Source organism: Spirosoma spitsbergense DSM 19989 (assembly GCF_000374085.1).
Lineage (GTDB): Bacteria > Bacteroidota > Bacteroidia > Cytophagales > Spirosomataceae > Spirosoma > Spirosoma spitsbergense.
This window is the reverse complement of record NZ_KB893591.1, coordinates 1-24,862: the sequence shown is the minus strand read 5'-3', so window position 1 is coordinate 24,862 and position 24,862 is coordinate 1. Positions and strand designations below refer to the sequence as shown.

22 protein-coding genes and 1 tRNA gene are annotated in these 24,862 nt (G+C 50.0%); 15 read left to right on the top strand and 8 right to left on the bottom strand.

Annotated elements, in window-relative coordinates:
• Positions 1–7: 7 nt before the first annotated feature.
• The gene (locus B157_RS0128575) at positions 8–430 is read right to left on the bottom strand and encodes a hypothetical protein (protein ID WP_020606735.1); all 423 of its coding nucleotides are present in this window, start codon (positions 428–430) and stop codon (positions 8–10) included.
• Positions 430–1,689, bottom strand: a complete 1,260-nt coding sequence (locus tag B157_RS0128570; protein WP_041952313.1) for an MFS transporter — start codon at positions 1,687–1,689, stop codon at positions 430–432. Before B157_RS0128570 ends, B157_RS0128575 begins: the two co-directional genes overlap by 1 nt.
• A 330-nt stretch (positions 1,690–2,019) precedes the next feature.
• On the opposite strand from B157_RS0128570, the gene mltG reads away from it, so the two are divergent.
• From mltG to katG, 7 genes are all read left to right on the top strand, one after another.
• Positions 2,020–3,057, top strand: coding sequence for an endolytic transglycosylase MltG (mltG, locus tag B157_RS0128565; RefSeq protein WP_020606733.1), 1,038 nt, complete (start codon positions 2,020–2,022; stop codon positions 3,055–3,057).
• Between the two features lie 93 nt (positions 3,058–3,150).
• Entirely contained in the window at positions 3,151–3,570 is a 420-nt protein-coding gene (locus tag B157_RS0128560) for an acyl-CoA thioesterase (RefSeq protein ID WP_026309031.1), read from the top strand.
• 91 nt (positions 3,571–3,661) lie between these two features.
• A complete protein-coding gene (locus B157_RS0128555) occupies positions 3,662–4,612 on the top strand; it encodes a YihY/virulence factor BrkB family protein (RefSeq protein ID WP_020606731.1) in 951 nt (316 codons plus the stop codon).
• A gap of 260 nt (positions 4,613–4,872) precedes the next feature.
• On the top strand, positions 4,873–5,907 hold the full coding sequence (locus tag B157_RS0128550) for a glycosyltransferase (RefSeq protein ID WP_020606730.1): 1,035 nt from the start codon (positions 4,873–4,875) through the stop codon (positions 5,905–5,907).
• Between the two features lie 73 nt (positions 5,908–5,980).
• The gene (locus B157_RS0128545; RefSeq protein ID WP_020606729.1) at positions 5,981–6,601 is read left to right on the top strand and encodes an L-threonylcarbamoyladenylate synthase; all 621 of its coding nucleotides are present in this window, start codon (positions 5,981–5,983) and stop codon (positions 6,599–6,601) included.
• Between the two features lie 100 nt (positions 6,602–6,701).
• Entirely contained in the window at positions 6,702–7,721 is a 1,020-nt protein-coding gene (locus B157_RS0128540; protein WP_026309030.1) for a hypothetical protein, read from the top strand.
• 230 nt (positions 7,722–7,951) lie between these two features.
• Positions 7,952–10,222, top strand: a complete 2,271-nt coding sequence (katG, locus tag B157_RS0128535; RefSeq protein ID WP_020606726.1) for a catalase/peroxidase HPI — start codon at positions 7,952–7,954, stop codon at positions 10,220–10,222.
• A gap of 193 nt (positions 10,223–10,415) precedes the next feature.
• Here the strand turns inward: katG and tig are convergent, their stop codons facing one another.
• On the bottom strand, positions 10,416–11,777 hold the full coding sequence (gene tig / locus B157_RS0128530) for a trigger factor (RefSeq protein WP_020606725.1): 1,362 nt from the start codon (positions 11,775–11,777) through the stop codon (positions 10,416–10,418).
• Positions 11,778–11,894: 117 nt separating this feature from the next.
• Positions 11,895–11,976: transfer RNA gene (locus B157_RS0128525), tRNA-Leu, on the bottom strand.
• 190 nt (positions 11,977–12,166) lie between these two features.
• Here B157_RS0128525 and B157_RS0128520 point away from each other — a divergent pair.
• From B157_RS0128520 to B157_RS0128485, 8 genes are all read left to right on the top strand, one after another.
• Positions 12,167–14,437 carry a RelA/SpoT family protein gene (locus B157_RS0128520; RefSeq protein ID WP_020606724.1) on the top strand — a complete coding sequence of 757 codons (2,271 nt, stop codon included), beginning with the start codon at positions 12,167–12,169 and terminating at the stop codon, positions 14,435–14,437.
• Positions 14,438–14,519: 82 nt separating this feature from the next.
• Entirely contained in the window at positions 14,520–15,032 is a 513-nt protein-coding gene (locus tag B157_RS0128515) for a Fur family transcriptional regulator (RefSeq protein ID WP_041952312.1), read from the top strand.
• 208 nt (positions 15,033–15,240) lie between these two features.
• The gene (locus B157_RS0128510; protein ID WP_020606722.1) at positions 15,241–16,527 is read left to right on the top strand and encodes an adenylosuccinate synthase; all 1,287 of its coding nucleotides are present in this window, start codon (positions 15,241–15,243) and stop codon (positions 16,525–16,527) included.
• A gap of 83 nt (positions 16,528–16,610) precedes the next feature.
• On the top strand, positions 16,611–17,336 hold the full coding sequence (locus B157_RS0128505) for a hypothetical protein (RefSeq protein WP_020606721.1): 726 nt from the start codon (positions 16,611–16,613) through the stop codon (positions 17,334–17,336).
• Positions 17,337–17,600: 264 nt separating this feature from the next.
• Positions 17,601–18,674 carry a hypothetical protein gene (locus B157_RS0128500; protein WP_020606720.1) on the top strand — a complete coding sequence of 358 codons (1,074 nt, stop codon included), beginning with the start codon at positions 17,601–17,603 and terminating at the stop codon, positions 18,672–18,674.
• A 41-nt stretch (positions 18,675–18,715) separates the two neighbouring features.
• Complete coding sequence (locus B157_RS0128495) at positions 18,716–20,089, top strand: hypothetical protein (protein WP_020606719.1); 1,374 nt, start codon at positions 18,716–18,718, stop codon at positions 20,087–20,089.
• Positions 20,090–20,196: 107 nt separating this feature from the next.
• Positions 20,197–20,436 (top strand): DUF433 domain-containing protein, encoded by a 240-nt coding sequence (locus B157_RS0128490; protein ID WP_026309028.1) that lies wholly within the window; start codon positions 20,197–20,199, stop codon positions 20,434–20,436.
• A gap of 6 nt (positions 20,437–20,442) precedes the next feature.
• On the top strand, positions 20,443–20,799 hold the full coding sequence (locus B157_RS0128485; RefSeq protein WP_026309027.1) for a DUF5615 family PIN-like protein: 357 nt from the start codon (positions 20,443–20,445) through the stop codon (positions 20,797–20,799).
• Between the two features lie 91 nt (positions 20,800–20,890).
• Here the strand turns inward: B157_RS0128485 and B157_RS0128480 are convergent, their stop codons facing one another.
• The 4 genes from B157_RS0128480 to B157_RS0128465 all read right to left on the bottom strand — a co-directional run.
• Positions 20,891–21,754 (bottom strand): sigma-70 family RNA polymerase sigma factor, encoded by an 864-nt coding sequence (locus tag B157_RS0128480; protein WP_009282104.1) that lies wholly within the window; start codon positions 21,752–21,754, stop codon positions 20,891–20,893.
• Between the two features lie 75 nt (positions 21,755–21,829).
• The gene (locus B157_RS0128475; RefSeq protein WP_020606716.1) at positions 21,830–23,956 is read right to left on the bottom strand and encodes a polyribonucleotide nucleotidyltransferase; all 2,127 of its coding nucleotides are present in this window, start codon (positions 23,954–23,956) and stop codon (positions 21,830–21,832) included.
• 246 nt (positions 23,957–24,202) lie between these two features.
• Positions 24,203–24,478: a 30S ribosomal protein S15 gene (gene rpsO / locus B157_RS0128470; protein ID WP_026309026.1), complete on the bottom strand. Its 276-nt coding sequence runs from the start codon at positions 24,476–24,478 to the stop codon at positions 24,203–24,205.
• A 102-nt stretch (positions 24,479–24,580) separates the two neighbouring features.
• Positions 24,581–24,862: ISAs1 family transposase (locus tag B157_RS0128465; protein WP_026309025.1), on the bottom strand; the 282-nt coding region annotated here is incomplete at its 5' end.

The following is a 24,862-nucleotide window of genomic DNA, read 5'->3' as shown; positions in this document are numbered from 1 at the left end:
TCACCCCTTAATTTGGTTTGGTGAGGGCGTTTCTATGTCCAATAATTAGTACCACCTTCCCGATGGCCCGGCCTATGTCAGCCCGTTTCCGGTCGGGCAAATCGAACCGGTTGAACGGGCGAAGTTCGAGCACAAACGTTTCTTCGACCATTTCCTCATCAATGGGCGTGTATAGCCTGTACCCTTTTAGCGTAACGGGCAGGATGCCGTGCTGATATTTAAACTGAGTTAGTACGCTGGCCAGTAGTTTTTCTACGGATGCTGTGGGTATACCATCGGCAGGGACAAACCGGACTTCGGCATGATTTCGGTCAACGAGGGTTTGTTCGTCGGGGCCAAAGTGTCCCTGACAACTCGAAAACGTGCGCACCAGACCGGTTTGGTTCAGGGCATCCACCAGGGGGCGTATTTCAGGCTCTATAGCATCCATCAGGGTTCACCGTCTACCAGAGCCATTTCGTCGGCTTCGTTCATCGGAATCAATCGTTGCTGGTTTCCTTTTCGCCAGAACCAGCCCAGATACCCAACGGCAATGAGGGCTATGAGGGCCGACACGCCAAACGATGCCGCCATGCCCGATTCACCCACTCTATTATTGAGTACCCAGCCCGCGCCCACTGCTCCCAGACCGATACCCGCTTCGAGAGCAATGTACATGGTCGCCATGGCCCGCCCGCGCGTTTTTTCATCGCTCAGGTCGGCCGTCCAGGCCTGCACGGTGGGCGAATTCATCCCCCACGACATGCCGTAGAAAACGGCCGCCGTCCAGAACCACGCGGTCGAATCGGTCAGCATGAGCAGCACCATCGAAATCACCAATACACTGGTCGACACAAACAGCACGGGTAATCGTCCGTACCGGTCAGAACTTCGACTGAATAACAGCCGGATACCCAGCGAGGCAATGGTATACACAGAGAAAAAAAGCCCTTTGTTGGCAATACCGAGCGAGGTACTGAGCGTTGGCACCACAATCAGCACAACGCCCGATGAGAAGGATTGCAGCAACAGTACAATGAACGGTGAAAGGGCCTGTTTGTCGAAAATTTCGTTCTTCTTCAATCGTAACAGACTAAACCGAAACGGTTGCGTATTGACCAGGGTTTCGGGCATTTGTAGCAGGATGACGATGGATAGCAGGGCAAACGCCGACGAAGTCCAGAACATGATCTGCATGGAAAAATCGGTCGCTAACCAACTGCCAACCGCCGGTCCGAGCGACATGCCCATTGCCGTAAACAGTCCCAGTGTCCCCATGGCTTCACCCCGCCGGTTGGCGGGAACCATATCGGCCACGTAGGCGGCCGTAGCGGTAGGTTTGGTCCCCGTAGAAAACCCGTGAATAAGCCGGAGCGTCAGGAAACCCCACACCGTGAGCAGGTAGGGATAAAGTAACCCACAGACAAAACACACGATAGATCCGAATGCCATGACCGGCACCCGCCCTACGGTATCCGTAATTTTCCCACTAAAAGGGCGCGAAATACCCGCCGTGAGCGTAAACAGCGCAATAATTAGTCCTACGTACTCCTTCCCACCCATCTTCGTCAGATACGCAGGCAGTTCGGGAATCATCATTGAAAAACTGGCGCAGAATAAAAAATTACTCAGGGCAAGCAGCCAGAATGAAAGCGTATAGAGCGAAGGGGCCCGGTGAGTTTGTCGGGTAGAAAAAGAGCGAGCGAGCAAAACCAGTTGATTTGGTTCGCACAAATTTACAATGCTTTTACCGATAAGGAGACGATTTGCCCAAATGAAACAGGCCCGACCCATTCGTACACTACGCTTATCCAGGCAACACCGTAAGGCCTGTCTCCAGATAGACCCGACAAAGGTGATAACACGTACTTCATAAGCGAAATAGACAAACGGGTCATGTTTTGGCGTAAATTTGCGGCATACTATCAACTGAATATTTACAATGTTTAATGTACAATGAATAATGAGCAATCAGCAATGACTTTCTAACAGCAACCTTTCATTGTTCATTCTACATTACTCATTACTCACCTCTTTACCATGTCCCAAAATCTTAAAATAGGCTTATTCCTTACCGTATCTATCCTGCTGACTACGTTTTCGTTTTATTTCTGGCAGGTGTACCGAAGCCCGAACCTGCTGGTGCAGGACGAAGACAAACCGTTTGCCCTGCTGATTCCGCGTGGCGCCACGTTTGAGTCGGTTATGGACACGCTGAAGAAGCACGACGTTGTCAACGACGAAACATCGTTCCGGTTCCTGGCCAAGCTGATGAAGTATCCTGAGCGGGTAAAAGAAGGGCGCTACGAAATCCGGCCGCGTATGGGCAACCGGGAGGCCCTGGTCAAACTGCGTAATGGCAGCCAGGATGCCATGGATGTCACGTTCAACAGCATGCGGCAAAAAAGTGACCTCATCCAGCGACTGGGCAATAAGTTTGAGTTCAGTTCCGACTCCCTTGGCACCTTACTCAACGACCCGGCTACCTGCCAGAAATTCGGTTTCGATACGACGACCATTGTTTGTATGTTTTTGCCCAATACCTACAAAATGTTCTGGACCATCAAACCCGAAGTTTTACTGGAGCGGATGAGTACAGAGTACAAGAAATTCTGGACCCCGGAGCGTCAGGAGAAAGCCAAAGCCCTGGGAATGAGCCAAACCCAGGTGCAGGTACTGGCCTCCATTGTAGCGGCAGAAACCAACAAGCGGGATGAGCAGCCACGCGTGGCGGGTGTGTACCTGAACCGGCTGAAACAGGGCATCAAGCTGGAAGCAGATCCAACGGTTATTTTTGCCCTGCGCGATTTTGGCATCCGCCGATTGCTGAACCGGCAGTTGACCATCGATTCGCCGTACAATACCTACCGCTACACCGGTCTGCCACCGGGACCGATCAACCTGCCCGCGCCCGCTACCATTGACGCCGTGCTGAACGCCGAGAAGCACGACTACCTGTTTTTTGTGGTAGATGCCCGTTTCAATGGCTATCACACCTTCTCGAAAACCCTGGCTGAGCATATGGCCAACGCCCGCCTGTATCAGCAGGCCCTGACGCGGATGAAAATCATGAAATAAGTTTTTGAATGATGACTGATGACCGGGTCGCCGGTGCGAGTATAAATGATGCGTGTTGATGTGTATAGTCAATTCATCATTAATTTTCAACCTATGCTTACTCACGAGGTTACTAATATCCGGGTTCGTTATTACGATACGGATCAGATGGGAATTGTGTATTACGGTAATTATGCCCATTTTTACGAGATTGGCCGAGTCGAGGCTCTTCGTCACATCGGATTGAGTTATAAAAAAATGGAGGAAGATGGTCTGTCAATGCCCGTTTATGACCTTAACTCCCGCTTTATTCGCCCGGCTAAATACGACGACCTGCTCACCATTCGCGTTACCATCCCGCAGCTTCCCAAAACCCGGTTACTGTTTGAGTACGAAATTTTCAACCAGACTGGTCAGCTGCTCAATACGGGTCAAACGACCCTGGTTTTCGTCCGTACCGATACAGGCCGCCCCTGTGCGGCTCCGCCAGAGCTGGTTGAGGCTACTAAACCTTTCTTTCGGGAAGGCAGTTAAAACAGGCATAGTTGTTCGTTGACAGGCAGCTAACAGTCAACATTAACCGGTTCCTGGCAGGTAGACATCGGTACTAACTACACGAATCATTATGTTCGATAAACTATTGCGTTTGAAGTCACTGAATGGCGTTCAGGCCTGGTTACACAATCACCACCCGTTTAATTCGAGAAGTACCTGGTACACGTTTCTGAAGCGGATGCTGTCCCAGATTGTTGATAATGACACCAGTGAGCGGGCCGCTTCCGTTTCCTACAGCCTTATTCTGGCCGTGTTCCCAACCGTTATTTTCTTCTTCACCCTCATCCCCTACATTACGTTTATCCCCGATCTGCAAAAACAAATCATGGAGTTTTTTCAGGAGGTATTACCGGGGAATACCTTTACGGTTGTTAACACCACGATTCATGATATAATCAGCCGCCCGCAGAGCAATGTTTTATCGTTCGGTTTTTTGCTGGCTTTATATTCGGCTACAAGCGGCCTGGTGGCGCTGATCCATGCCTTTAACTCGTCCTATAAGTCGGCGGAAAGACGAAGTTTTTTAAAAATTCGGGGTATCGCGGTTGTGTTGACCTTTACCCTGGCCTTTGCCCTGATTCTGGCCGTTGTGGTGCTGATTATTGGTGCCAACGTGAGCGATTACCTGCTTCACTTCGGTATTCTGAACAACGTTTTCTTCGCCAACCTGTTGGATGTAGGTCGTTACCTGGTCGTTTTTGCGGTGTTTGTCGGGGCCGTTACCGTTATCTACCGGCTTGGGCCGAATGTTGATATGAAATGGGTCTTTATCATGCCGGGAGCCATTACGGCTTCGGTGCTGATCGTACTGACAACCCTCGCCTTTTCTTTTTATGTTTCAAATTTTGGTTCCTATAATAAAGTATATGGATCTATTGGCACGTTAATTGCACTGATGATCTGGATCAACCTGATCTCCTTGTTGCTCATTCTGGGTTTCGAAATGAACGTTGCTCTTTACAATCTGGAAGGCGACGAAAATCCGAGTGAAGCACAAAAAACAACAAACGCCACCCCTTAAGACTAAAGATGACGTTTGTAAAACCTAACCCATAAATGTAAAGCACACATTCCAGACCGGTACCCAAGCGGGTACAACTGAAATATGTTCGGTAGTGTAGTTTGCGAAAACTGTGCCAACATTGCATTAAATAAAAAATAAGTCCTCTTATTTTTTATTTGGTACCAAAAAATGACCACCCCGCTGAAAGTAAGTCTGTATTGTAGTCACAGAATCAACGCCATACGTTGATTAGCCCATAGACTGCTCTTACATCTGGCATGCCCTTCGTCCGTAATGACCAGTCCTTACTGGCATCAGCTATTACCTCCCCCTTACTTCTGCCCTGGGTAACGGTTATCTGCACCAGCTATAACCAGCAGGCGTTTGTGGCCGAAGCCCTACAGTCGGTCATTGCCCAAAGTTATCCCAACATTGAACTGATCGTTATTGACAATGGCAGCACCGACCAAACGGCAACGCGCATTCATGAAATCATTCAGCCTTACCCAGCCATCCGGTTTATCCGTAATGCGCTCAATCTGGGACTAAACCGGGCTTTCAATCAGGGGTTAGCCTTGTCGACCGGTCAGTATATCATCGACCTGTCGGCGGATGATGTTCTACTGCCTGATCGTATTACCCGGCAGGTACTTTTTTTTGAGCAGTTACCAGACGAGTACGGCGTGGTGTTCTCCAATGCCACCTACATTGATGCCAGCGGAAACGTAACGGGGGTGCATTACCCAATTGATCCAGCCACCGGTCTTGCCCGGACAGTAGTGCCAACGGGGTATATTTTCAGGCAGATTCTTACCGGCTATTTTATTTGTACGCCCACCATGATGATGCGCCGGTGTGTACTACACCAATTGAATGGGTATGATGAAGCCCTTAGCTACGAAGATTTTGATTTCTGGGTACGGTCGTCCCGGTTTTGCCGGTATGCCTATCTGGATGCGATATTGACCAAAAAACGACGCCATCCCAACGCAATGTCGGCACAGGTAACGCAGCCCCGCAATGACCTGCTGCCTTCTACTCTCCTTGTTTGCCAGAAAGCCCTGGCGTTATGCGAAACACCCGCCGAACGTCAGGCGTTGGCTCTTCGGCTACAGAAATTTATCCGTAAAGCATTTTATGCCGAGCAGTTCGATCTGGCTCTTCAATTTGGAAACCTTATCCGGCAATTTTCTCATCCTGATCTGCTTACTAGTGCAGTGCTGGCCATGAGTGACCTGCGTGTTCCCGTTAACCGGCTTTACCGACACTACCGCCAATGGCCATTCGTTCGTAAACGGGCGAAACTGGTTTAAATCGTTTTTGGTTTATACTTTACCATACCCCATTGTCCATCCAACACCCACGCACTGTCTGTATACCATTATCATGTCTGCTGAATTTATTAAGCTATACCCAAACAATCCCGATCCCCGCCGACTCGATCATATCGTAAAAAGTCTGCGGGAAGGTGCCGTTATAATCTACCCAACCGATACCGTCTATGGAATGGGTTGCGACATTCATAACGCGCGGGCGGTGGAACGGATAGCCCGCATCAAAGGCGTTAAACCAACCAAGAATGACTTCTCATTCATCTGTTACGACCTGAGTCATATTGCCGATTATGCGCGGGTGAGCAACCAGGCATTCAAGCTGATGAAAAGTGCGTTACCAGGTCCATTTACGTTTATTCTACAGGCTACAAATAATGTACCCAAACTCCTGAATACCAACAAGAAAACTGTAGGCATTCGGGTTCCGGACAACGACATTCCCCGCCTGATTGTGCAGCAACTGGGGAATCCCATCATTACGACTTCCATTCGTGATGAAGACGAGATTATTGAGTATTCCACGGATCCCGAGCTAATTTTCGAGAAGTTCCAGAATCAGGTAGACATTGTCATTGACGGGGGTTACGGCGGTAACGTTGCCTCTACCATCGTTGATGCAACAGATGATGATTTTTCCATAATTCGCCAGGGGCTGGGCGAATTAGTACTTTGAAAAGTCCTAATTAGGGGTTATACTTGCATCGTAGGGTTGACATTCCTTCATAGGAGTTCAACCTTTTTTTATGAGTCATCTTTTAAACTAGTTTTATAGTATGCGTTTTTCACTGGCCGCGCTCTGCCTCCTGGCAGTTTGTCAATTCACCGGCTGTTCTTCCCAATCCAAGCCGGACGATTCGGCGAAAACCGGCAAACCGGGTGCTGATTCGCTGGCATCGGTATCCTCATCCGACTCTTCAGAAACTCCCGCAACCAGGGCCATGACGTCCACTCGTTCGGTGAGCACGGGAGACTCCACCCTCGATTCATTAACCTACGCGCCTACGGGTGCCATTTTGCCCAAATACCGCATTTTTGCTTATTACGGTAACCCCCACTCCAAAAAAATGGGGGCACTTGGAAAATATCCGAAAGAGGAAATGCTCCAGCGCCTGGACAATGAAATCAAGAACTGGGAAAAAGCTGACTCCACCAATACACCTATTCAACCCGCGCTCCACTTAGTAGCCACCACGGCACAGGGCTTACCCGGTAAAGATGGCGGCTACCGACTGCGGATGTCCGACAAAACGATTAAGAAGGTGCTGAAATGGGGGAATGAGCACAAGGCTATCGTATTCCTAGACATCCAGCGGGGCCACGCGCCACTGGGTCCCGAGATGAAATACATGGAAAAATACCTCAAACTTCCTTTCGTTCACCTGGGTATCGACCCGGAGTTTTCGATGGTGACGGGTGCCCGACCTGGGTCAAAAATAGGCTCGTACGACGCGGCTGATATCAATCAGGCAGTACAGTTCCTGAGCCGTGTCGTGAAAGAGAATAATTTGCCACCCAAAGTGCTGGTCGTTCACCGGTTCACGCAGGGCATGATCAAGAACTACAAGAACATTAAACTTGATCCCAACGTGCAGATCGTGATGGACATGGATGGCTGGGGACCACCCGTACTCAAGAAAGATTCATACCATGATTACATCCAGAAAGAGCCGGTACAGTATACAGGTTTCAAACTGTTTTATGAAAACGATTTCCGGAAACCAGGCTCCCGTATCATGACCCCAAAAGAGGTGCTGGCCCTAACGCCCGTTCCGATGTACATTCAGTACCAATAGTAGTTGATGAACAATCAACAGAAACGGCGAGGGGAATCTCATTATAAGATTCCCCTCGCCGTTTCTGTTGATTGTTCATCAAACATTTCGTACGCCTATCAGCAACTCCCCCATTACCAGACTTGTAAAGAATTCATAGATTTTAGCTATAGGCTCATAAAAACTATAGATAAAAACTATAGCAAAGGTTTTTCTAAATTTGATCGTTAATCAATAAAACACGAACAGACATGGGACAGAACGAAAGTCAACCATTCGCACCCGTATGGGATGTCAACGACGAAAGCAAAGTCAACACGGTGGGCAAGTGCCCGTTTTCGGTTGGGGCCGTAAACAAAAGTGCGGGCGGTGGTACCACAAACCGCGACTGGTGGCCCAGTCAGTTGAAACTAAATATCCTCCGCCAGCATTCTTCGCTATCCGACCCGATGGGCGAAAATTTCAATTATGCTGAGGAGTTCAAGACGCTTGATCTGGCTGCCGTAAAACAGGACATAGTCGATCTGATGACCAAATCGCAGGACTGGTGGCCCGCCGACTTCGGTCACTACGGCCCCTTTTTCATTCGGATGGCCTGGCATAGTGCCGGTACCTACCGCATTGGTGATGGCCGGGGTGGTGCCAGCTCCGGAGACCAGCGGTTTGCGCCCCTCAATAGCTGGCCCGATAACGCGAACCTGGACAAGGCTCGCCTGCTGCTGTGGCCCGTTAAACAAAAATACGGCCGTAAACTCTCGTGGGCCGACCTGATGGTTCTTACCGGCAACTGCGCCCTTGAGTCGATGGGATTCAAGACGTTCGGCTTCGGTGGCGGACGGGAAGATGTCTGGGAACCCGAAGAGGCTGTCTATTGGGGTTCTGAAACCGAATGGATGGGCGACAAAGTTCGGTATGCTGGTAGTAATGGTACCCGTAAACTTGAGCAACCCCTGGGTGCATCCCACATGGGTCTTATTTACGTGAACCCGGAAGGACCGGAAGGCAAGCCGGATCCAATTGGTGCCGCGTATGACATTCGCGAGACCTTCGGGCGCATGGCCATGAACGACGAAGAGACCGTTGCCCTTATTGCGGGTGGACACACCTTCGGCAAAACCCACGGCGCTGCCGATCCGGGTAAGTACGTTGGTTCTGAACCCGCCGGTGCGCCCATTGCCGAGCAAAGTCTTGGCTGGAACAACTCGTATGGCACCGGTCATGGAGCTGATACCATCACCAGCGGCATCGAGATAACCTGGACCACAAAGCCAACGCAGTGGAGCAATGAGTATTTTGATCACCTGTTCGGCTACGAATGGGAGCTGACGAAAAGTCCGGCTGGTGCGCATCAGTGGCAACCGAAGGACGGTGCTGGTGTCGGTACCGTACCCGACGCTCATGACCCATCAAAGCGTCATGCCCCTATGATGCTGACGACAGACATCGCCTTGCGGGCAGACCCTGCCTACGAGAAAATTTCGAGACGCTTTCACGAAAATCCGGATGAGTTTGCCGATGCTTTTGCCCGCGCCTGGTTCAAACTGACGCACCGCGACATGGGTCCAATCGAACGTTATCTCGGTCCGGAAGTACCAACGGAAGAATTGATCTGGCAGGACCCTGTCCCTGCGGTTACGTATGAACTGGTTAACGATCAGGATATTGCCGATCTGAAAGGCAAACTGCTGGCTTCGGGTCTGTCGGTGTCCCAACTGGTAGCCACTGCCTGGGCGTCGGCCTCTACGTATCGTGGCTCCGACAAACGCGGTGGTGCCAATGGTGGCCGCCTTCGTCTGGCACCGCAGAAAGATTGGGCCGTCAATAACCCGGCCCAGTTGGCCAGCGTGCTGAAAACGCTCGAAGGCGTTCAGGCGGAGTTTAACAATGCACAGTCTGGTGGAAAGGCCATTTCGCTCGCCGACCTGATCGTGCTCGGTGGCTGCGCCGGTGTGGAGCAGGCGGCTAAGAATGCCGGTCACGAGGTAACGGTACCTTTCACGCCGGGACGTACCGACGCGTCGCAGGAGCAAACCGACGTACAATCGTTCAACGCCATGGAACACCGTGCCGACGGATTCCGCAACTACCTGAACCCGATTCACATGTCGCCGGCTGAGGACATGTTAATCGACAAAGCTCAGTTGCTGACGCTGACCGCTCCCCAGATGACCGTACTGGTAGGTGGTATGCGGGTGCTGAACACGAACTTTGACAACTCGAAGCATGGTGTGTTCACAAAGCGCCCGGAAGCCCTCACCAACGACTATTTCGTCAACCTGCTGGATATGGGTACCACCTGGAAGGCCAATTCGGAAGCCCAGGACGTATTTACGGGTCTTGATCGGAAAACCGGCGAACGCAAGTGGACCGGCACCCGTGTCGACCTGATCTTCGGCTCCAACTCCGAACTCCGCGCTATTGCAGAAGTGTATGGCTGTGGGGATTCGCAGGAGAAATTCGTAAAGGATTTCGTAGCGGCCTGGACCAAGGTGATGAATCTTGGCCGTTTTGACCTGGCCTGATGGCTGTGTTACGGTAGACAAAAAAAGGTGGCTCGTTGCGGAGCCACCTTTTTTATTAAGCAACCTAACCGCAAGCCAGACTGCCATGAACCGGACAGAGAACAAGCATCACTACCAGACCCTAATAGAGAAACCCGGCCTGATCGATGACCAGGCCGGGTTTCTCTATTAGGGTACTATAGGAATCGATTGATTACCGGTTTTCTACCAGTGCCTTAAACTCATCTACCGTTACTTCCTGTGATACCACGGTTAGCTGGATTTTGGCGTATTCGATCACTTTATCATCAAACACCCGGTTAAAGGTATTCGTGTAATTCTGCCCGTTGTTCTTTTCGTCCATCAGGTAATTCTGGGCGATACGGTCGATGGTTTTGTTCATCTCTTCGTCTTCACCACCCATAAAACCAAACTGCTCCCGAACCATCTGGCGGGTCACGTTCAGCAATTCATCCTGCTCAACCTTGATATCACCTTTATCCGCAATCTTGTTTTTGATGAGCTGTAGTTTAACCGACTTCGTGAATTCGTCGTATTGCTCCTCAACCTGCTCAGGCGTAAACTTCCCTTCGTTCACCTCCAGCAGCCAGTTTTTCAGGAACTCATCGGGCAGCAGGATTGGCGTGTTGTCGATGAGGGTTTTCTCAACGTCCAGCCGTAACAACTGATCCGATTCGCGGCTGTAGTTGCTTTTGATAATTTCGACCACTTTGGCCCGGAACTGCTCTTCGTCCGTTACGGCACCAATACCCAGCACTTTATCAAAAAACTCCTGATTCAGTTCAGCGGGTTCGTGGCGGGTAATGTCGTCAATTTCGAAGGTAAATTCTCCTTTCAGATCGGCCGCTTCTTCTTTCTTCACACCGGTAGCATTGGCACGGGCCTTCTCATCCGGGAAAGCGTCTTCCAGTACAAACGTAACGAGTTCACCTTTTTTCTTACCGACAAACTGACCCTTGGCATCCTCAGCCATCTGGTTCATGGGGAAAGCCGTTTTAGCCGAGAAACCCGCCGTATCCTCTTCCGTACCGGCCTGCTTGAGTTCACCGTAGATTGTGTCGCCGTCGCCCACTTCATCGCCATGACCATGGGTGTGGAAACGTTGCTGCAGATCGGCAATTGTGCTGTCTACTTCAGCCTCACCGGCCTGAATCTCGTAGCGCGTTACGCTGGGAAGATCACTGAAATCAATGTCGAATTCCGATGCCAGACCGAGGGTGTAGCTAAACGCAAAATCCGTTTGGTTGTCCCAGTCGATCTGGTCGGCCTGTGTCCGGTCAGGAACAGGATCACCGACGACCTGTAACTTGTTTTCACGGATATACTGGCTGACCGTTTTGCTCAGCATCGCATTGATTTCATCAACCAGAATGCTTTTGCCGTACATTTTCTGCACCAGCGAAGCCGGTACGTGACCAGGCCGAAAGCCCTTCAACTGAACCTTACGGCTGTAATCTTTTAGTTTTTTATCAACTTCCGGCTTATAGTCGGCGGGGGTCAGGGTAATTTTCAGCGAAGCATTGGTTTCGTCCGCTTTTTCTAAAGTGATATCCACGATTTTTTAATTTAAAATGATGAATGAGCGAATGAGTGAATTGGCGAATGTTTTCCCGTAGGTTATTCACCGCAACGGCGGACCGTTCATTCACTCATTCGCTCATTCGCAATTTAGTACGGGCGGAGGGACTCGAACCCCCATGCCTTGCGGCACCAGATCCTAAGTCTGGCACGTCTACCAATTTCGCCACGCCCGCAAATTAGTGGCTCAATAAACCAAGGCTTACCGCCTTTTGAGGGTGCAAAACTACTAAAAAAATTTAATTCATCAAGCGAAACGCCAATAGGTTTTATTTTTAGTGGCTTAACACTCCATATTCCATTATTATTTTGTTATCTTGGTAGTACGAGCACAACCTAAAGGAAATAGCTGCCAGGCAGCCACCAATGATGAATGTTACCGAATCACGCCCCCAGGCCGAACCTGTCATTGATTTAGAACTGGAACGACAGGAAATTCTTAAACGTTACCGACGGCTGCTGAGGGCTGCCAAACCCATGCTGAAAGGGGATGATGCCAAGCTGATAAAACGGGCATTCAATACCTCTGCCGAAGCACACAAAAATATGCGCCGGCGCTCAGGAGAACCGTACATATACCATCCGCTGGCCGTAGCGCAGATTGCCGTTGAGGAAATTGGATTAGGCCCGACCAGTATTGTGGCTGCGCTACTCCACGATGTGGTGGAGGATACCGAAACCACTATTGCCGATATTGACCGGGCATTTGGCCCGAAAGTAGCACGCATTATTGATGGCCTGACCAAGATTTCGGGCTTTTTCGAATATGGTTCATCCCAGCAGGCGGAGAATTTCCGAAAAATGCTGTTGACCCTATCGGATGATGTACGGGTTATCCTGATCAAACTGGCCGACCGGCTGCATAACATGCGAACGCTGGACTCGATGCCCCGCGACAAGCAGTTGAAAATTGCCTCCGAAACGATCTATATCTACGCTCCCCTCGCCCATCGGCTGGGTTTGTACGCCATAAAGTCGGAACTGGAAGACCTGTACCTGAAACACGTTGAGCCGGAAGCGTATAAAGATATTGCCAAAAAGCTTCGCGAAACCCGGCTAGCCCGTGATCGATTCATTGGGCGGTTTATTGAGCCTATTGAGAAAGGGCTGGCCGAAACGGGCCTTAAATACATCATCAAAGGCCGGCCCAAGTCGATTTATTCAATCTGGACGAAGCTGAACAAATCGAAAAAGCCATTCGAGGAAATTTATGATTTGTTTGCGGTACGAATCATTCTGGATGTGCCCCAGGATGAGGAGAAAGCAGCCTGCTGGCGGGCGTATTCCATCGTAACGGATCACTACAAACCCAATCCCGACCGGCTCAAAGACTGGATTAGTACCCCCCGCACCAATGGGTACGAATCGCTGCATACGACGGTTATGAGTCGCCTGGGCCAGTGGGTAGAGGTTCAGATCCGGACGGAGCGGATGAATGAAATTGCCGAAAAAGGCTACGCAGCCCACTGGAAATACAAGGGTAACGATACCAAAACCGGCGAGGGCATCGAAGCCTGGATCAGTCAGGTTCGCGATATGATCGAGTCGGCAGGGAGTGGCGACAAAAAGGCAGCTATCGAATTTGTCGATGATTTCAGAAGCAATCTGTACAGCGAAGAAGTCTTTGTGTTTACGCCCAAGGGTGATCTTCAGGTGCTGCAGCGGGGTGCTACCGCCCTTGACTTCGCGTTCGACATTCACACCCAGATCGGGGCACGGTGTATGGCGGCAAAAGTCAATAATACGCTGGTGCCACTCAGTTATGTGCTTCAGAATGGGGATCAGGTAGAGGTCATTACATCGAACCGACAGAAGCCCAGCGAAGACTGGCTTCGGTTTGTGGTTACGTCGAAGGCCAAAACCAAGATTAAAGACCTGATAAAAGAAGATAACAAGCGCTTCGTAACGGATGGCCGGGAGTTGGTCAATAAGAAACTGCGGCTCCTGCGTCTGGAAATGACCAACGAGGTCATCAACCAGTTGCGGGCTTACTTTGGCTCAAAAACGACCGATGATTTCTTTTACCGGGTGGGTAAAGGGCACGTGGATGTTAGCGAACTGAAGAAATTCAAGGCGGATAAGGAAGCGAGGGAAAACCGCGTTAACAAACTCAATACCGACACGCTCCCCGATGCAAAAGCATTTGTAAAGGAACTGAAAAAGATTCATGGGGAGCGGGCAGATGCCGATATGTTACTCATTGGTGAGGACATGGACCGTATCGACTACACGCTTTCCAAATGCTGTAATCCCATTTCAGGCGACGACGTATTTGGCTTCGTAACGATAAACGATGGCATCAAAATTCACCGTGTTACCTGCCCGAACGCCGTTGAATTGATGTCCAATCATGGCAACCGGATCATAAAAGCCAAGTGGACATCCCAGAAAGAACTGGCTTTTTTGGCGGGCCTGCGAATTACCGGTACCGACCGGGTTGGTTTGATAAACGATGTAACGCGGATTATCAGCAACGAGCTGCACATCAACATGCGCTCGGTAGCGATTGACTCCAAAGACGGTATCTTTGAGGGAAATATCCGGCTCTACGTCCACGACACAGCCCACCTCGATACCCTGATCCAGAAACTTGAACACGTTCAGGGTGTGTTTGAAGTGGTACGATTTGATTCTTAAATAGTGAAGAATGAAAAGTGAAGGATGAATGCTATTGATTAAAGCTACTTATCATTCGTCATTCATCATTAAATTTGCCCCTATGCAACAGGCCCCTGCTCAAACTAACCTAGAATCTGCTCAGATGATCTTTCGGGCGTACCTCGAACGAAAGGGGCTTCGGAAAACGCCCGAGCGCTTCGCCATTCTTGAAGAGATCTACAACCGACAGGACCACTTCGATGTGGACGAATTGTATATCTCCATGAAAAACAAAAAATACCGGGTGAGCCGGGCAACCGTCTACAACACGCTGGATGTGCTGGTTGACTGCGACCTGGTTACCAAACATCAGTTTGGGCGTAACCTGGCTCAGTACGAAAAATCATACGGTTTCCGGCAGCATGACCATTTGATTTGCACCGATTGCCATAAAGTGATGGAATTTTGCGATCCACGCGTTCAGAACATTCAAAATATGGTGGGCGATATGCTAAAATTCAACGTCATGCACCACTCGCTGATTTTTTATGGCTCCTGCGCCCGCGATTTGTGTGAGAACAGGGCGGAAGCTACAAAAAAAACGCAGTCTGCCAGCGTTCCAATGGAAGAGTGAGCAATGAGGATGAATGACCGTTTGCTCTACAATGGATGCGATTTATACTTATGTGCCCTAACGTTACCCAGAGTCGCTCTTCTGTTGTCGTCCAATTAAGTGGGGCTGATTCTGTCACAGCATCAATAACGGCTTCTTTTCATTGAAACCATTCACTCAGTTTTACATACGCTAAGCCGTACCAATACTCAATCAATCAAAAAAGTAAATGATCGATGTTTTATTAGGCCTCCAGTGGGGCGACGAAGGAAAAGGTAAAATTGTGGACGTGTTGGCTCCCCAATATCAGGTTGTAGCCCGTTTTCAGGGTGGTCCTAATGCTGGACATACGCTCGAATTTAACGGGTTGAAGCACGTGTTGCATCAGATTCCATCCGGCATTTTCCGCAACGATATTCTCAACATCATTGGCAATGGGGTTGTACTGGATCCCATCGTGTTTAAAAAAGAAATTGACGGACTGGCAAAATTCAATCTTGCCCTGACCGCTAACCTCCAGATTTCACGCAAAGCATCCATTATCATCCCTACGCACCGGTTGCTGGATGCCGCTTATGAACAGGCAAAGGGCGACTCAAAAATCGGGTCAACCCTGCGGGGTATCGGTCCAACGTATCAGGACAAAGTAGCCCGGCAGGGTTTGCGGGTTGGCGATATTCTGTCACCGAATTTTCAGGAGAAATACAATAAACTGGTAGCCATTCATAAGGTCATCCTTGACCAGAACAACTTCGACCATGCATCGGTACTTCCGCAGGCCGAAACGGAGTTTTTTGGTGCGGTGGAGTTCATGAAGCAGTTTCAGCTAAATGACAGTGAATATGCGGTGAATGAGGCCATCCAGTCAGGCAAAAAAGTACTGGCCGAAGGCGCTCAGGGTTCACTGCTCGATATCGACTTTGGCTCGTATCCGTTCGTAACCTCCTCCAGCACCATGACCGCCGGTGCCTGTACGGGACTAGGTGTTGCTCCCGGCCAGATCGGTGAAGTGTACGGTATTTTCAAAGCCTACTGCACCCGCGTTGGCAGCGGCCCCTTCCCTACCGAACTACTTGATGAAACCGGGGAACAGATGCGCCAGGAAGGACGTGAGTTTGGCTCAACAACGGGCCGCCCGCGCCGGTGCGGCTGGCTCGACCTGCCCGCCCTGAAATACGCCATCATGATTAATGGGGTTACGCAACTGGTCATGATGAAAGTGGATGTACTGAACATCTTCGATGAGATCAAGGTATGTACACACTATGAACTTCCCAATGGCGATATGACCGAAAAGATGCCGTATGATCTGTGCGACACGCCCGTAAAGCCGGTTTATCAGTCCTTTGCGGGTTGGAAAACCGACCTGACCGATATTCGTTCGTTTGCCGATGTGCCGCCGGAACTGGCCACTTACGTTTACTTTTTAGAAGATACCCTGGGCTTACCGATCAACTTCATTTCGACCAGTCCCGATCGTGAAGCGATCATTCACCGGCAGGCGGTCATTGCGTAGTATCAATCAATACTGGCAGTAGACCGCAATCGGGTTGTTTTCACAAGAACCCGGTTGCGGTCTACTGCTTTAGTCCCGTTTTTATGTCGGTCAGAAATTTTTATCAAACCCTTTATCAAAACGAATCCCTCTTTCAGCTACCGGGCGAACCGTGGGACGTAGTTGCTTCAGCAGATACGCCTGCCGTTGTCGATTCACCACCTGTGCTGATATTGGATAGCACTGATTTACTGACGGAGTTAGACACCCTATCAGCCGGTTCACTAACGGGAGCGGACCAGGCACCGACTGTTGATCTGGTCATGAATGAGCAGATTATTCCCGTTGAGATTCCCCAGCCTGAGCCGGTAGTGCTAGCCGCCAAACCGGAACCACTGCCTCAGCCACCATCACGTCCGGTAATGCCCTCTGTGCTGCCACCTGTTCAGCAACAACCCCGTTTGCCCCAGTTGAACCATAAAGTATTGTTGCTGGCCGATGAAGAATTAGATCCCAGCAATCTGTTATTCCTTGAAAAAATCCTGAAAGCGGTGAACCTCAATATCAACGGGGTTGACTTATTGAATCTTCACGGAGTTAGTGACGTTGACTTTCCCGAACTCCTGCGGGGTAAATACATCAATCATTTTATAACCTTTGGTGTGCCGTTTGAGCGTATTCAGCTCGATATCATGATGGATCGGTACGCACCGGTCCGGTTTGAAGGTATTACGTTCCTGATGGCCGATTCACTTCCAACCATCGAAGCCGACCAGGCGTTGAAAAAGCGGCTTTGGGGTGCTCTCCAGCGCATCTTCCTGCAACAGTAGCGGGGCCTGTTGCTTTCTCTTCTCGCTTTTCCTGAATGCTACGGGCGTTGTTCGTCTATTATCCAGCCAATTGGCATCAGACTGGTTGACCAGTTCGGACAGTTTTGCGCTGGCAACCTGCTTTCAGCCCGGTCCGTCTGCAAATGCCCGGATAAATTCTTCCGCCGTTCGTCCGTAATCCGTTACATTTGCCCCGCACTATTGGCTTATTTGCACCTGTTTTCTCTGGTACTGCATTGGTTTAAACCAGAAAACCGGGTCTCGATGATGACGTTAATCAACCGGCTACGCTCCTTTTTTACTCAATACCCTCCGGCACCCGTTCCAGAGGCCACTGCCGTTGGTGAAGAAGAGGGTATACCCATCCCCTTTCAGCAGGCGGATAGCAGCGAATTAGTATCGGCACCCTTACTCCCCCCCTCTCCTGTAGCCCCGTTACCCACCTGGCTCGCCGATGAAGAATCACTGCGTGACGAAGGTGTTTTATTCGGTCTTTCCAACGCTCGACCTGACACCAAAATCGCTCAAATCAGCGCATTTTTCACCAGCCAGGCCGTTCCACACACCGAATTGGTGAGGCAATACACCGGACAAATACGTACCCTTACTACCCGCATCAACCAGCGGGAAAATCAGTTGACCAGTGTACGGGACCAACTTGCCCAATTGCGCGATAGCCAACCCATTAGTACTACGCTGATCAGGCATTTCGTTAGTTTGGGGATATCCATCGTTTTGTGCATCGGTACGTACTACCTGGTCGACTATACACTGTATCGTTCCTTCCCAAATCACTGGGTTTCGATGGGGGTTTTTCTGGCGGGTCTGTTCAACCTGTTTGGACGAACCTCCCTCTTCTATGAGACGAATACCCGCCTAACGGGCCGACGTATCATTGAGGAGATTGGCTTACCTCTTGCAGCAGCAGTTTTCGTGCTGGTCCACGCCCTGAGCTATCAGCCGGCAAGTCAGGCAGTTGGTTTATTTATTTTTATCCTGTTCGTTTTTCTACTATCGGGAAAACTCTTGCTAAGTACCTTAAGCATTTTACAACAGGAACTGGGTAACGTCCAGAAAAATCGTCAGTTGACTGGTCATAAACGGGTTAATTTGCCGCTTTTAGAAAGTAAAATCAGCCAACTTGAACAGGAGCTGGACAGGCTTGATGGGCAAAAATTACCTGTCGTTACCGCTTTAAACCAAGTTGAATCTGAACTGACTCAATTGAACACCCAGCGCGATAAACTTGTTAATTTGTTTCTAGGCGAATTTGACCTCGCCCGCAGTCTGCGTGACCGGCTAACCGAACAACAGCGACAACTCATTATGAATGATTAATACTTATTGTCAGGTTTATCGTTTATCATTCATAACTGATTATGGAACCAACTACTAATCCCGACTTTCAGCACGGCTATACCAGTGGCGTTGAAGGGGTAAACCGGGAAACATATGAAGGCTACTTATCGAGCCAGATTAATACCGACTGGCTTTCGGAGCGAATTCAGGAAAAACGGACGGAACTGACCACGGTAGAACGCCAGTTGGCTGAATCGACGGAAGCCAACCGAACGGCCTTCGCTTCCTTACAAACCCACGCCTTGTCGGTAGAACGGTTAGGCAAACAACTCGGTCAGCGGGAAGCGGACCGGCAGGGACTGGAATCAGACCGGACCAACCTGCGCGAACGCCGGACCAAAGCGGCCCCTGATTATTCCCTGTTGGCGGGCCTGCTGTTTCTGGTAGCCGGTATTTCATTTCTGGCGGGTGATTTGATTATCTCCCACGAAATCGTGGCGTATGCGCTCAATATTCGTAATACAAACGAGGCCTGGGCATTTGCCGTTGGACTGGCCATGGTATCCGTCCTGCTGAAACCCGCCTACGACCGGCTTATCGAGCAACCGTATCAGGAAAACCCGGTTCAGTACGGTAGTCGGTATGGCCGGTTTAAGATGGGGCTGGCTATCTTTTCCGTACTCACGCTGGCCGTATTAGGCTGGTTCCGCTACGAAGCCTACCGCACCGATCAGTTGAAAGCGGCAATTAACAAATCCGTTCGGCAACTACAGCTCAACACCGACCCCACTGCCGGAACGCAGGACCTCAGTGCGGCAACGCTGAACAAAATAGAGAAGCAGTTGAGCGAATCGAGCGAATTGAATCTTGCCCTCGTCAATAGTCCCTGGGCGCTGCTCTCGTTCGTATTGAGTGGTATTCTGTTTGCACTGGCAGGGGCCGTTTGTCTGGGCATATCCTTACCCGTTTTATCAGCCTTCTGGTTCCGGTGGTTGCAGGCCGATGTAAAATTGTGGAAGCTCCGCCGTCGGCTGAAGCGTCTGGATAAGGAAATTGCGCCCATCGAAGCCGCCTTGTCGGAACAGCGTATCCAGCAGAATATTCTCCAGCATAACCTCGACTTACTACCCGACCTGAACGCATTAAAAGCCCGGTGCGAATCCGTTTCGGCCGATTTGACTACGCTGTATGCGGAACTGAAACTGGCCCAGACGGACAGTCGCATCAGTAATTTCAATGACGGATACGGTCAGGGCGAAGCAAGGCTGGCGAACCTGAGCGACGATGAGCAGCGACAGTTACGGAAAGAAATGCTTTCACTTCATCATTCGAGCCGGAGCAGCACCAGCGAAATTCGACCTGCCAACACCCAACCCGTTAACGGCACGAACGGGAAACAAAATGGATTGAGGCCCTACCAGGCCATTCGGAAGTTCCTGGAAGATGAGTTGTAATAAAGCGTGTTAACTGAATTCGTACTGCAACTGTTCTTTGTACAAACGGTCCTAATCACGCCAAACAATTATAAAAAAGTGTAGCTTCGTTAAAAGGTCTGAATGCTATGGAAAATCTTCTTTCTCGTGTAACACTGAATCCATCCGTTAGTCAGGGTAAACCAACACTCCGGAATATGCGCTTCACTGTAGCGCAACTACTGGAGCTACTAGCCGCAGGCATGACAAATCAGGAAATTCTGACCGACTATCCTTATCTGGAAGAAGCCGATATTCAGGCTGCTTTGCTCTACGCTGCCCACATTGCCAATGCCCGGACTATAATTCCACTACCACTGGCCTCCTAATCCATTGTGCTGAAGTTTCTTGTCGACACTCAACTTCCGCCTATGTTGGCTACTTACCTGCACTGGAAAGGATTTGATGCGATTCATACCACTCACTTCCCTGATGGTCACTTGTTACAAGATGCCGATATTAGGAAGATTGCCATTGAAGAGAATCGGATTATTGTAACAAAAGATTCTGACTTTCCTGATGCGTTCTTTCTTAAAGGATCACCACCCTGCATTCTATATCTTCGGTTGGGAAACACAAGAAACAGGGAATTGACTGCCTTTTTAGAAATTCGCTGGCTTACCATACACACGCTTTTAGCTCAGGATTTGGGGATGCTTGTTGTTAGCCATGAACAGATCATCAGCTATTGACCATTCTATTTGATTCAGATAGCACTCCCCTAAAAAAACAAAAACGGCTCCCACTTACGCAGGAGCCGTTTTGCATTAACAAACAGGATCATTAGCCCAGATACGTCTTCAACGCCTTCGACCGTGAGGTGTGACGCAGCCGACGAATGGCTTTTTCCTTTATCTGCCGAACCCGCTCGCGGGTCAGGTTGAATTTCTCACCAATTTCTTCCAGCGTCATGGCATGTTCGCCGTTCAGCCCGAAGTAAAGTGTAATTACATCGGCCTCGCGCTGCGTCAGCGTCGAGAGGGCACGCTGCACTTCCTTCCGCAGTGAATCGTTGATCAGGCCCGAATCGGGTTTGTCTTCACCATCGTTTTCAAGTACGTCCAGCAGGCTGTTTTCTTCACCCTGTACAAACGGCGCGTCCATCGACACGTGACGACCCGAAATCTTAAGCGTATCAACTACCTCTGCGGCCGAAATCTCCAGCACAGCCGCCAACTCTTCGGGGGATGGCTCACGCTCGAACTTCTGCTCCAGGTCGGAGAACGTCTTGGAAATCTTATTCAGCGAACCAACCCGGTTCAACGGCAGTCGCACAATCCTGGACTGTTCGGCCAGGGCCTGCAGAATGGACTGACGAATCCACCAAACGGCGTAGGAAATAAACTTAAAACCACGCGTTTCATCAAACCGTTGCGCTGCTTTAATCAGGCCCAGGTTTCCTTCGTTGATCAGATCACCTAAGGATAAACCCTGATTCTGGTATTGCTTGGCAACCGATACGACAAAGCGAAGGTTTGCTTTTGTTAACCGTTCCAGCGACAACTGGTCACCTTCCCGAATTTTTTGGGCCAGCGTTACTTCCTCATCGGGCGTAAGCAGGTCTACTTTACCAATCTCCTGCAAGTACTTGTCTAACGACTGACTTTCACGGTTGGTAATCTGTTTTGATATTTTTAGCTGTCTCATAATTTGGCGCCCCCGGTGGTGTGATTATATAACGCTTGGTTCTGACGTTGCATTACACGAAAAAGTAACAATTTCCTAGGCATTTTTGTTCTCCGGCTTCGGTAATAGCACTTTACGGGATAACCGATACTTTCCGGTCTTTTTATCCACGTCAACCAGTTTTACCGTTACTTCCTCTCCTACCTGAAACACCCCGTCCATGGTTTCCAGACGCTCCCACTTAATCTCGGAAATGTGCAATAACCCATCCTTACCCGGCATGAATTCGACAAAAGCGCCGAAGGGTTGTATCGTTTTCACTTTACCGACGTAGGTATCCCCTACTTCCGGTACCGCAACGATACCTTTGATACGGGATACGGCTTTGTCCATGCTCTCTTTGCTGGTGGCAAAAATACTCACCCAGCCGGCGTTGTCATGTTCGTCGATGTTAACCACAGCCCCGGAATCTTTCTGAATATCCTGAACTACCTTACCACCGGGTCCGATAACGGCACCAATCTGGTTGGTATCAATCTTGATAACAACGGCACGGGGTGCATGAGGTTTCAAATCAGGACGAACCTCAGCAATGCCTTTCCGCATTTCGCCAAGAATATGCAACCGTCCCTGACGCGCCTGCTCCAGTGCCTGTGCCAGCACCTCATACGAGAGTCCGTCTACTTTCAGATCCATCTGGCAAGCTACGATACCTTTCTCTGTACCCGTAACCTTGAAGTCCATGTCGCCCAGGTGGTCTTCGTCGCCCAGGATGTCGGACAATACGGCGTACTTGTCGCCATCGGAGATAAGCCCCATGGCAATACCGGCTACGGGCGCTTTGATCTTGATCCCGGCATCCATCAGTGCCATCGTACCGGCACAAACAGTAGCCATGGACGAAGAACCGTTCGATTCCAGAATATCCGACACGATCCGAATGGTGTACGGATTATCTTCAGCGGGTGGTAATACTTTCTTGATCGAGCGGTGGGCCAGATTTCCGTGACCCACTTCCCGACGACCAACACCCCGGTTAGGCTTCACCTCACCCGTTGAAAAACCGGGAAAGTTATAGTGCAACAGGAATTTACTGTACCCCTGATGCATTGTCTGGTCAACAATCTGCTCGTCCGTTTTGGTACCGAGTGTAGCCGTTGTTAACGATTGGGTTTCACCCCGCGTAAACAGCGCCGAACCGTGGGGACCGGGTAGCAGACCTGCTTCGGCCACAATCGGGCGAATCTGATCTAATTTCCGACCATCCAGGCGAACACGCTCATCGAGTACCAACCGACGCGACGCTTCCCATTCCAGATCGTGGAAATACGTTTTGATAAGACCAACATTTACATCCGACCCTTCGGGGAAAGAGGCAATATACTCGTCCCGGATCGCTTTAGCGGCTTCAGAACGACCTTTTTTGCTTGGATTCTGCTGGCTAACAGCCGCGTAAATTTTATCGTAGGTAGCCGCCCGAACAGCCGCGCGAAGTTCTTCGTCGTGCGTTTCATGGTTGAACTCCCGCTTTTCAGTCTTACCTACCTTGGCTTCCAGTTCTTTCTGGGCCTGGCACTGTACTTTTATGGCTTCGTGCGCTATTTTGATTGCTTCCACTACCTCGGCTTCCGAACATTCGTCCATCTCGCCTTCCACCATACAGATATCCTTCTCGGTAGCGGCTACAATCAGGTCGATAGTAGCCCGTTCCAGTGCAGAGGTTTTAGGATTGATATGGTATTGGCCATCAATTTTAGCCACCCGTACTTCTGAAATTGGTCCATTGAACGGAATATTTGATACCGCCAGGGCCGATGAAGCCGCCAGAGCTGCCAGGGCATCGGGTTGCACTTCGGGGTCAGCCGAAATAAGCGTAATCATCACCTGGGTGTCGGCGTGATACGTATCGGGGAAGATTGGTCGCAGGGCGCGGTCTACCAGACGGCTAATCAGAATTTCGTGATCGCCCAGGCGACCTTCGCGCCGTTGGAAGCTACCGGGAATCCGGCCAGCAGAAGCAAATTTCTCTTGATAATCAACGGATAAGGGCAGAAAATCGACGCCTTCTTTGGCATCTTTGCTGGATACGACAGTTGCCAGTAGCATGGCGTCGCCCAGTCTTACAACCACCGCGCCGTCGGCCTGACGGGCCATTTTTCCGGTTTCGATGGTAATTTCCCGCCCGTCGGGCAGCGCAACGGATTGCGTGGTGATTTCAAACATAAAACAGATTTTGAATACGTTCTCTTACAGCTTTAAACAGCACCGTTTTCCGACCTTCGGAATTCGGCATAAACCAAATTTTCGTCCCTGAGAGCAGGGAAAAGTAGCCAGCATATGACGGAGAAACTGGTTATTAATCACACCAACTAATCTGCCTTTACCTGACCCGTTACTTCACTTCTATGGAAACCACAAAAATGAGGGAATCTACTACAGAGCAGATTCCCTTTTTTATGGATGGCCCGATTACTTTCGTAGCCCCAGTGCGGCCAGAATAGCCCGGTACCGCATGATGTCCTTTTTCATGAGGTAGTTCAGCAACCGCCGACGCTTACCTACTAATTTCAAAAGGCCCAGTTGGGTGCCGTAATCGTGCTTGTGTACTTTCAGGTGGGCAGTCAGGTGACTGATCCGATAGGTGAACAGCGCGATCTGGGATTCGGCCGACCCGGTGTCAGTTGCACTTTTGGCATGACCCGAGGTGGAGAATATCTCCTGTTTTTTTTCGGTCGTTAGATACATCTTCAGACAGCTAATTTTATTGAAAAAATGAATTTGGGTGCAAAGATAAGAAAAATAGTCGATCAGTGAAAAATAGTTGATCAGTATCCAGGTTGAACGCATTTAAAAAAGGGTGAGTAACTTGATCAGATAATTGTCGTCCCAGCCCGCCAGCTTGCGTCGGCTTTTAAGACTCTCTTTATCATCCATTCGATGCAAGAGTTGAAGGGCCATCTTGCGGACAGTGGCAAAATTCTCTGCCCCGTTGCCCACCCGGATTCGCTGTTGATCTTCATGAAAAACCATGTCCAGGCACCAGTGTAACTGATTCTCGATGCCCCAATGATGGCGAACCGCCGAGTTAAAGTGAGCAGCAGGCAATACTAAATCACTCAGATAATAACG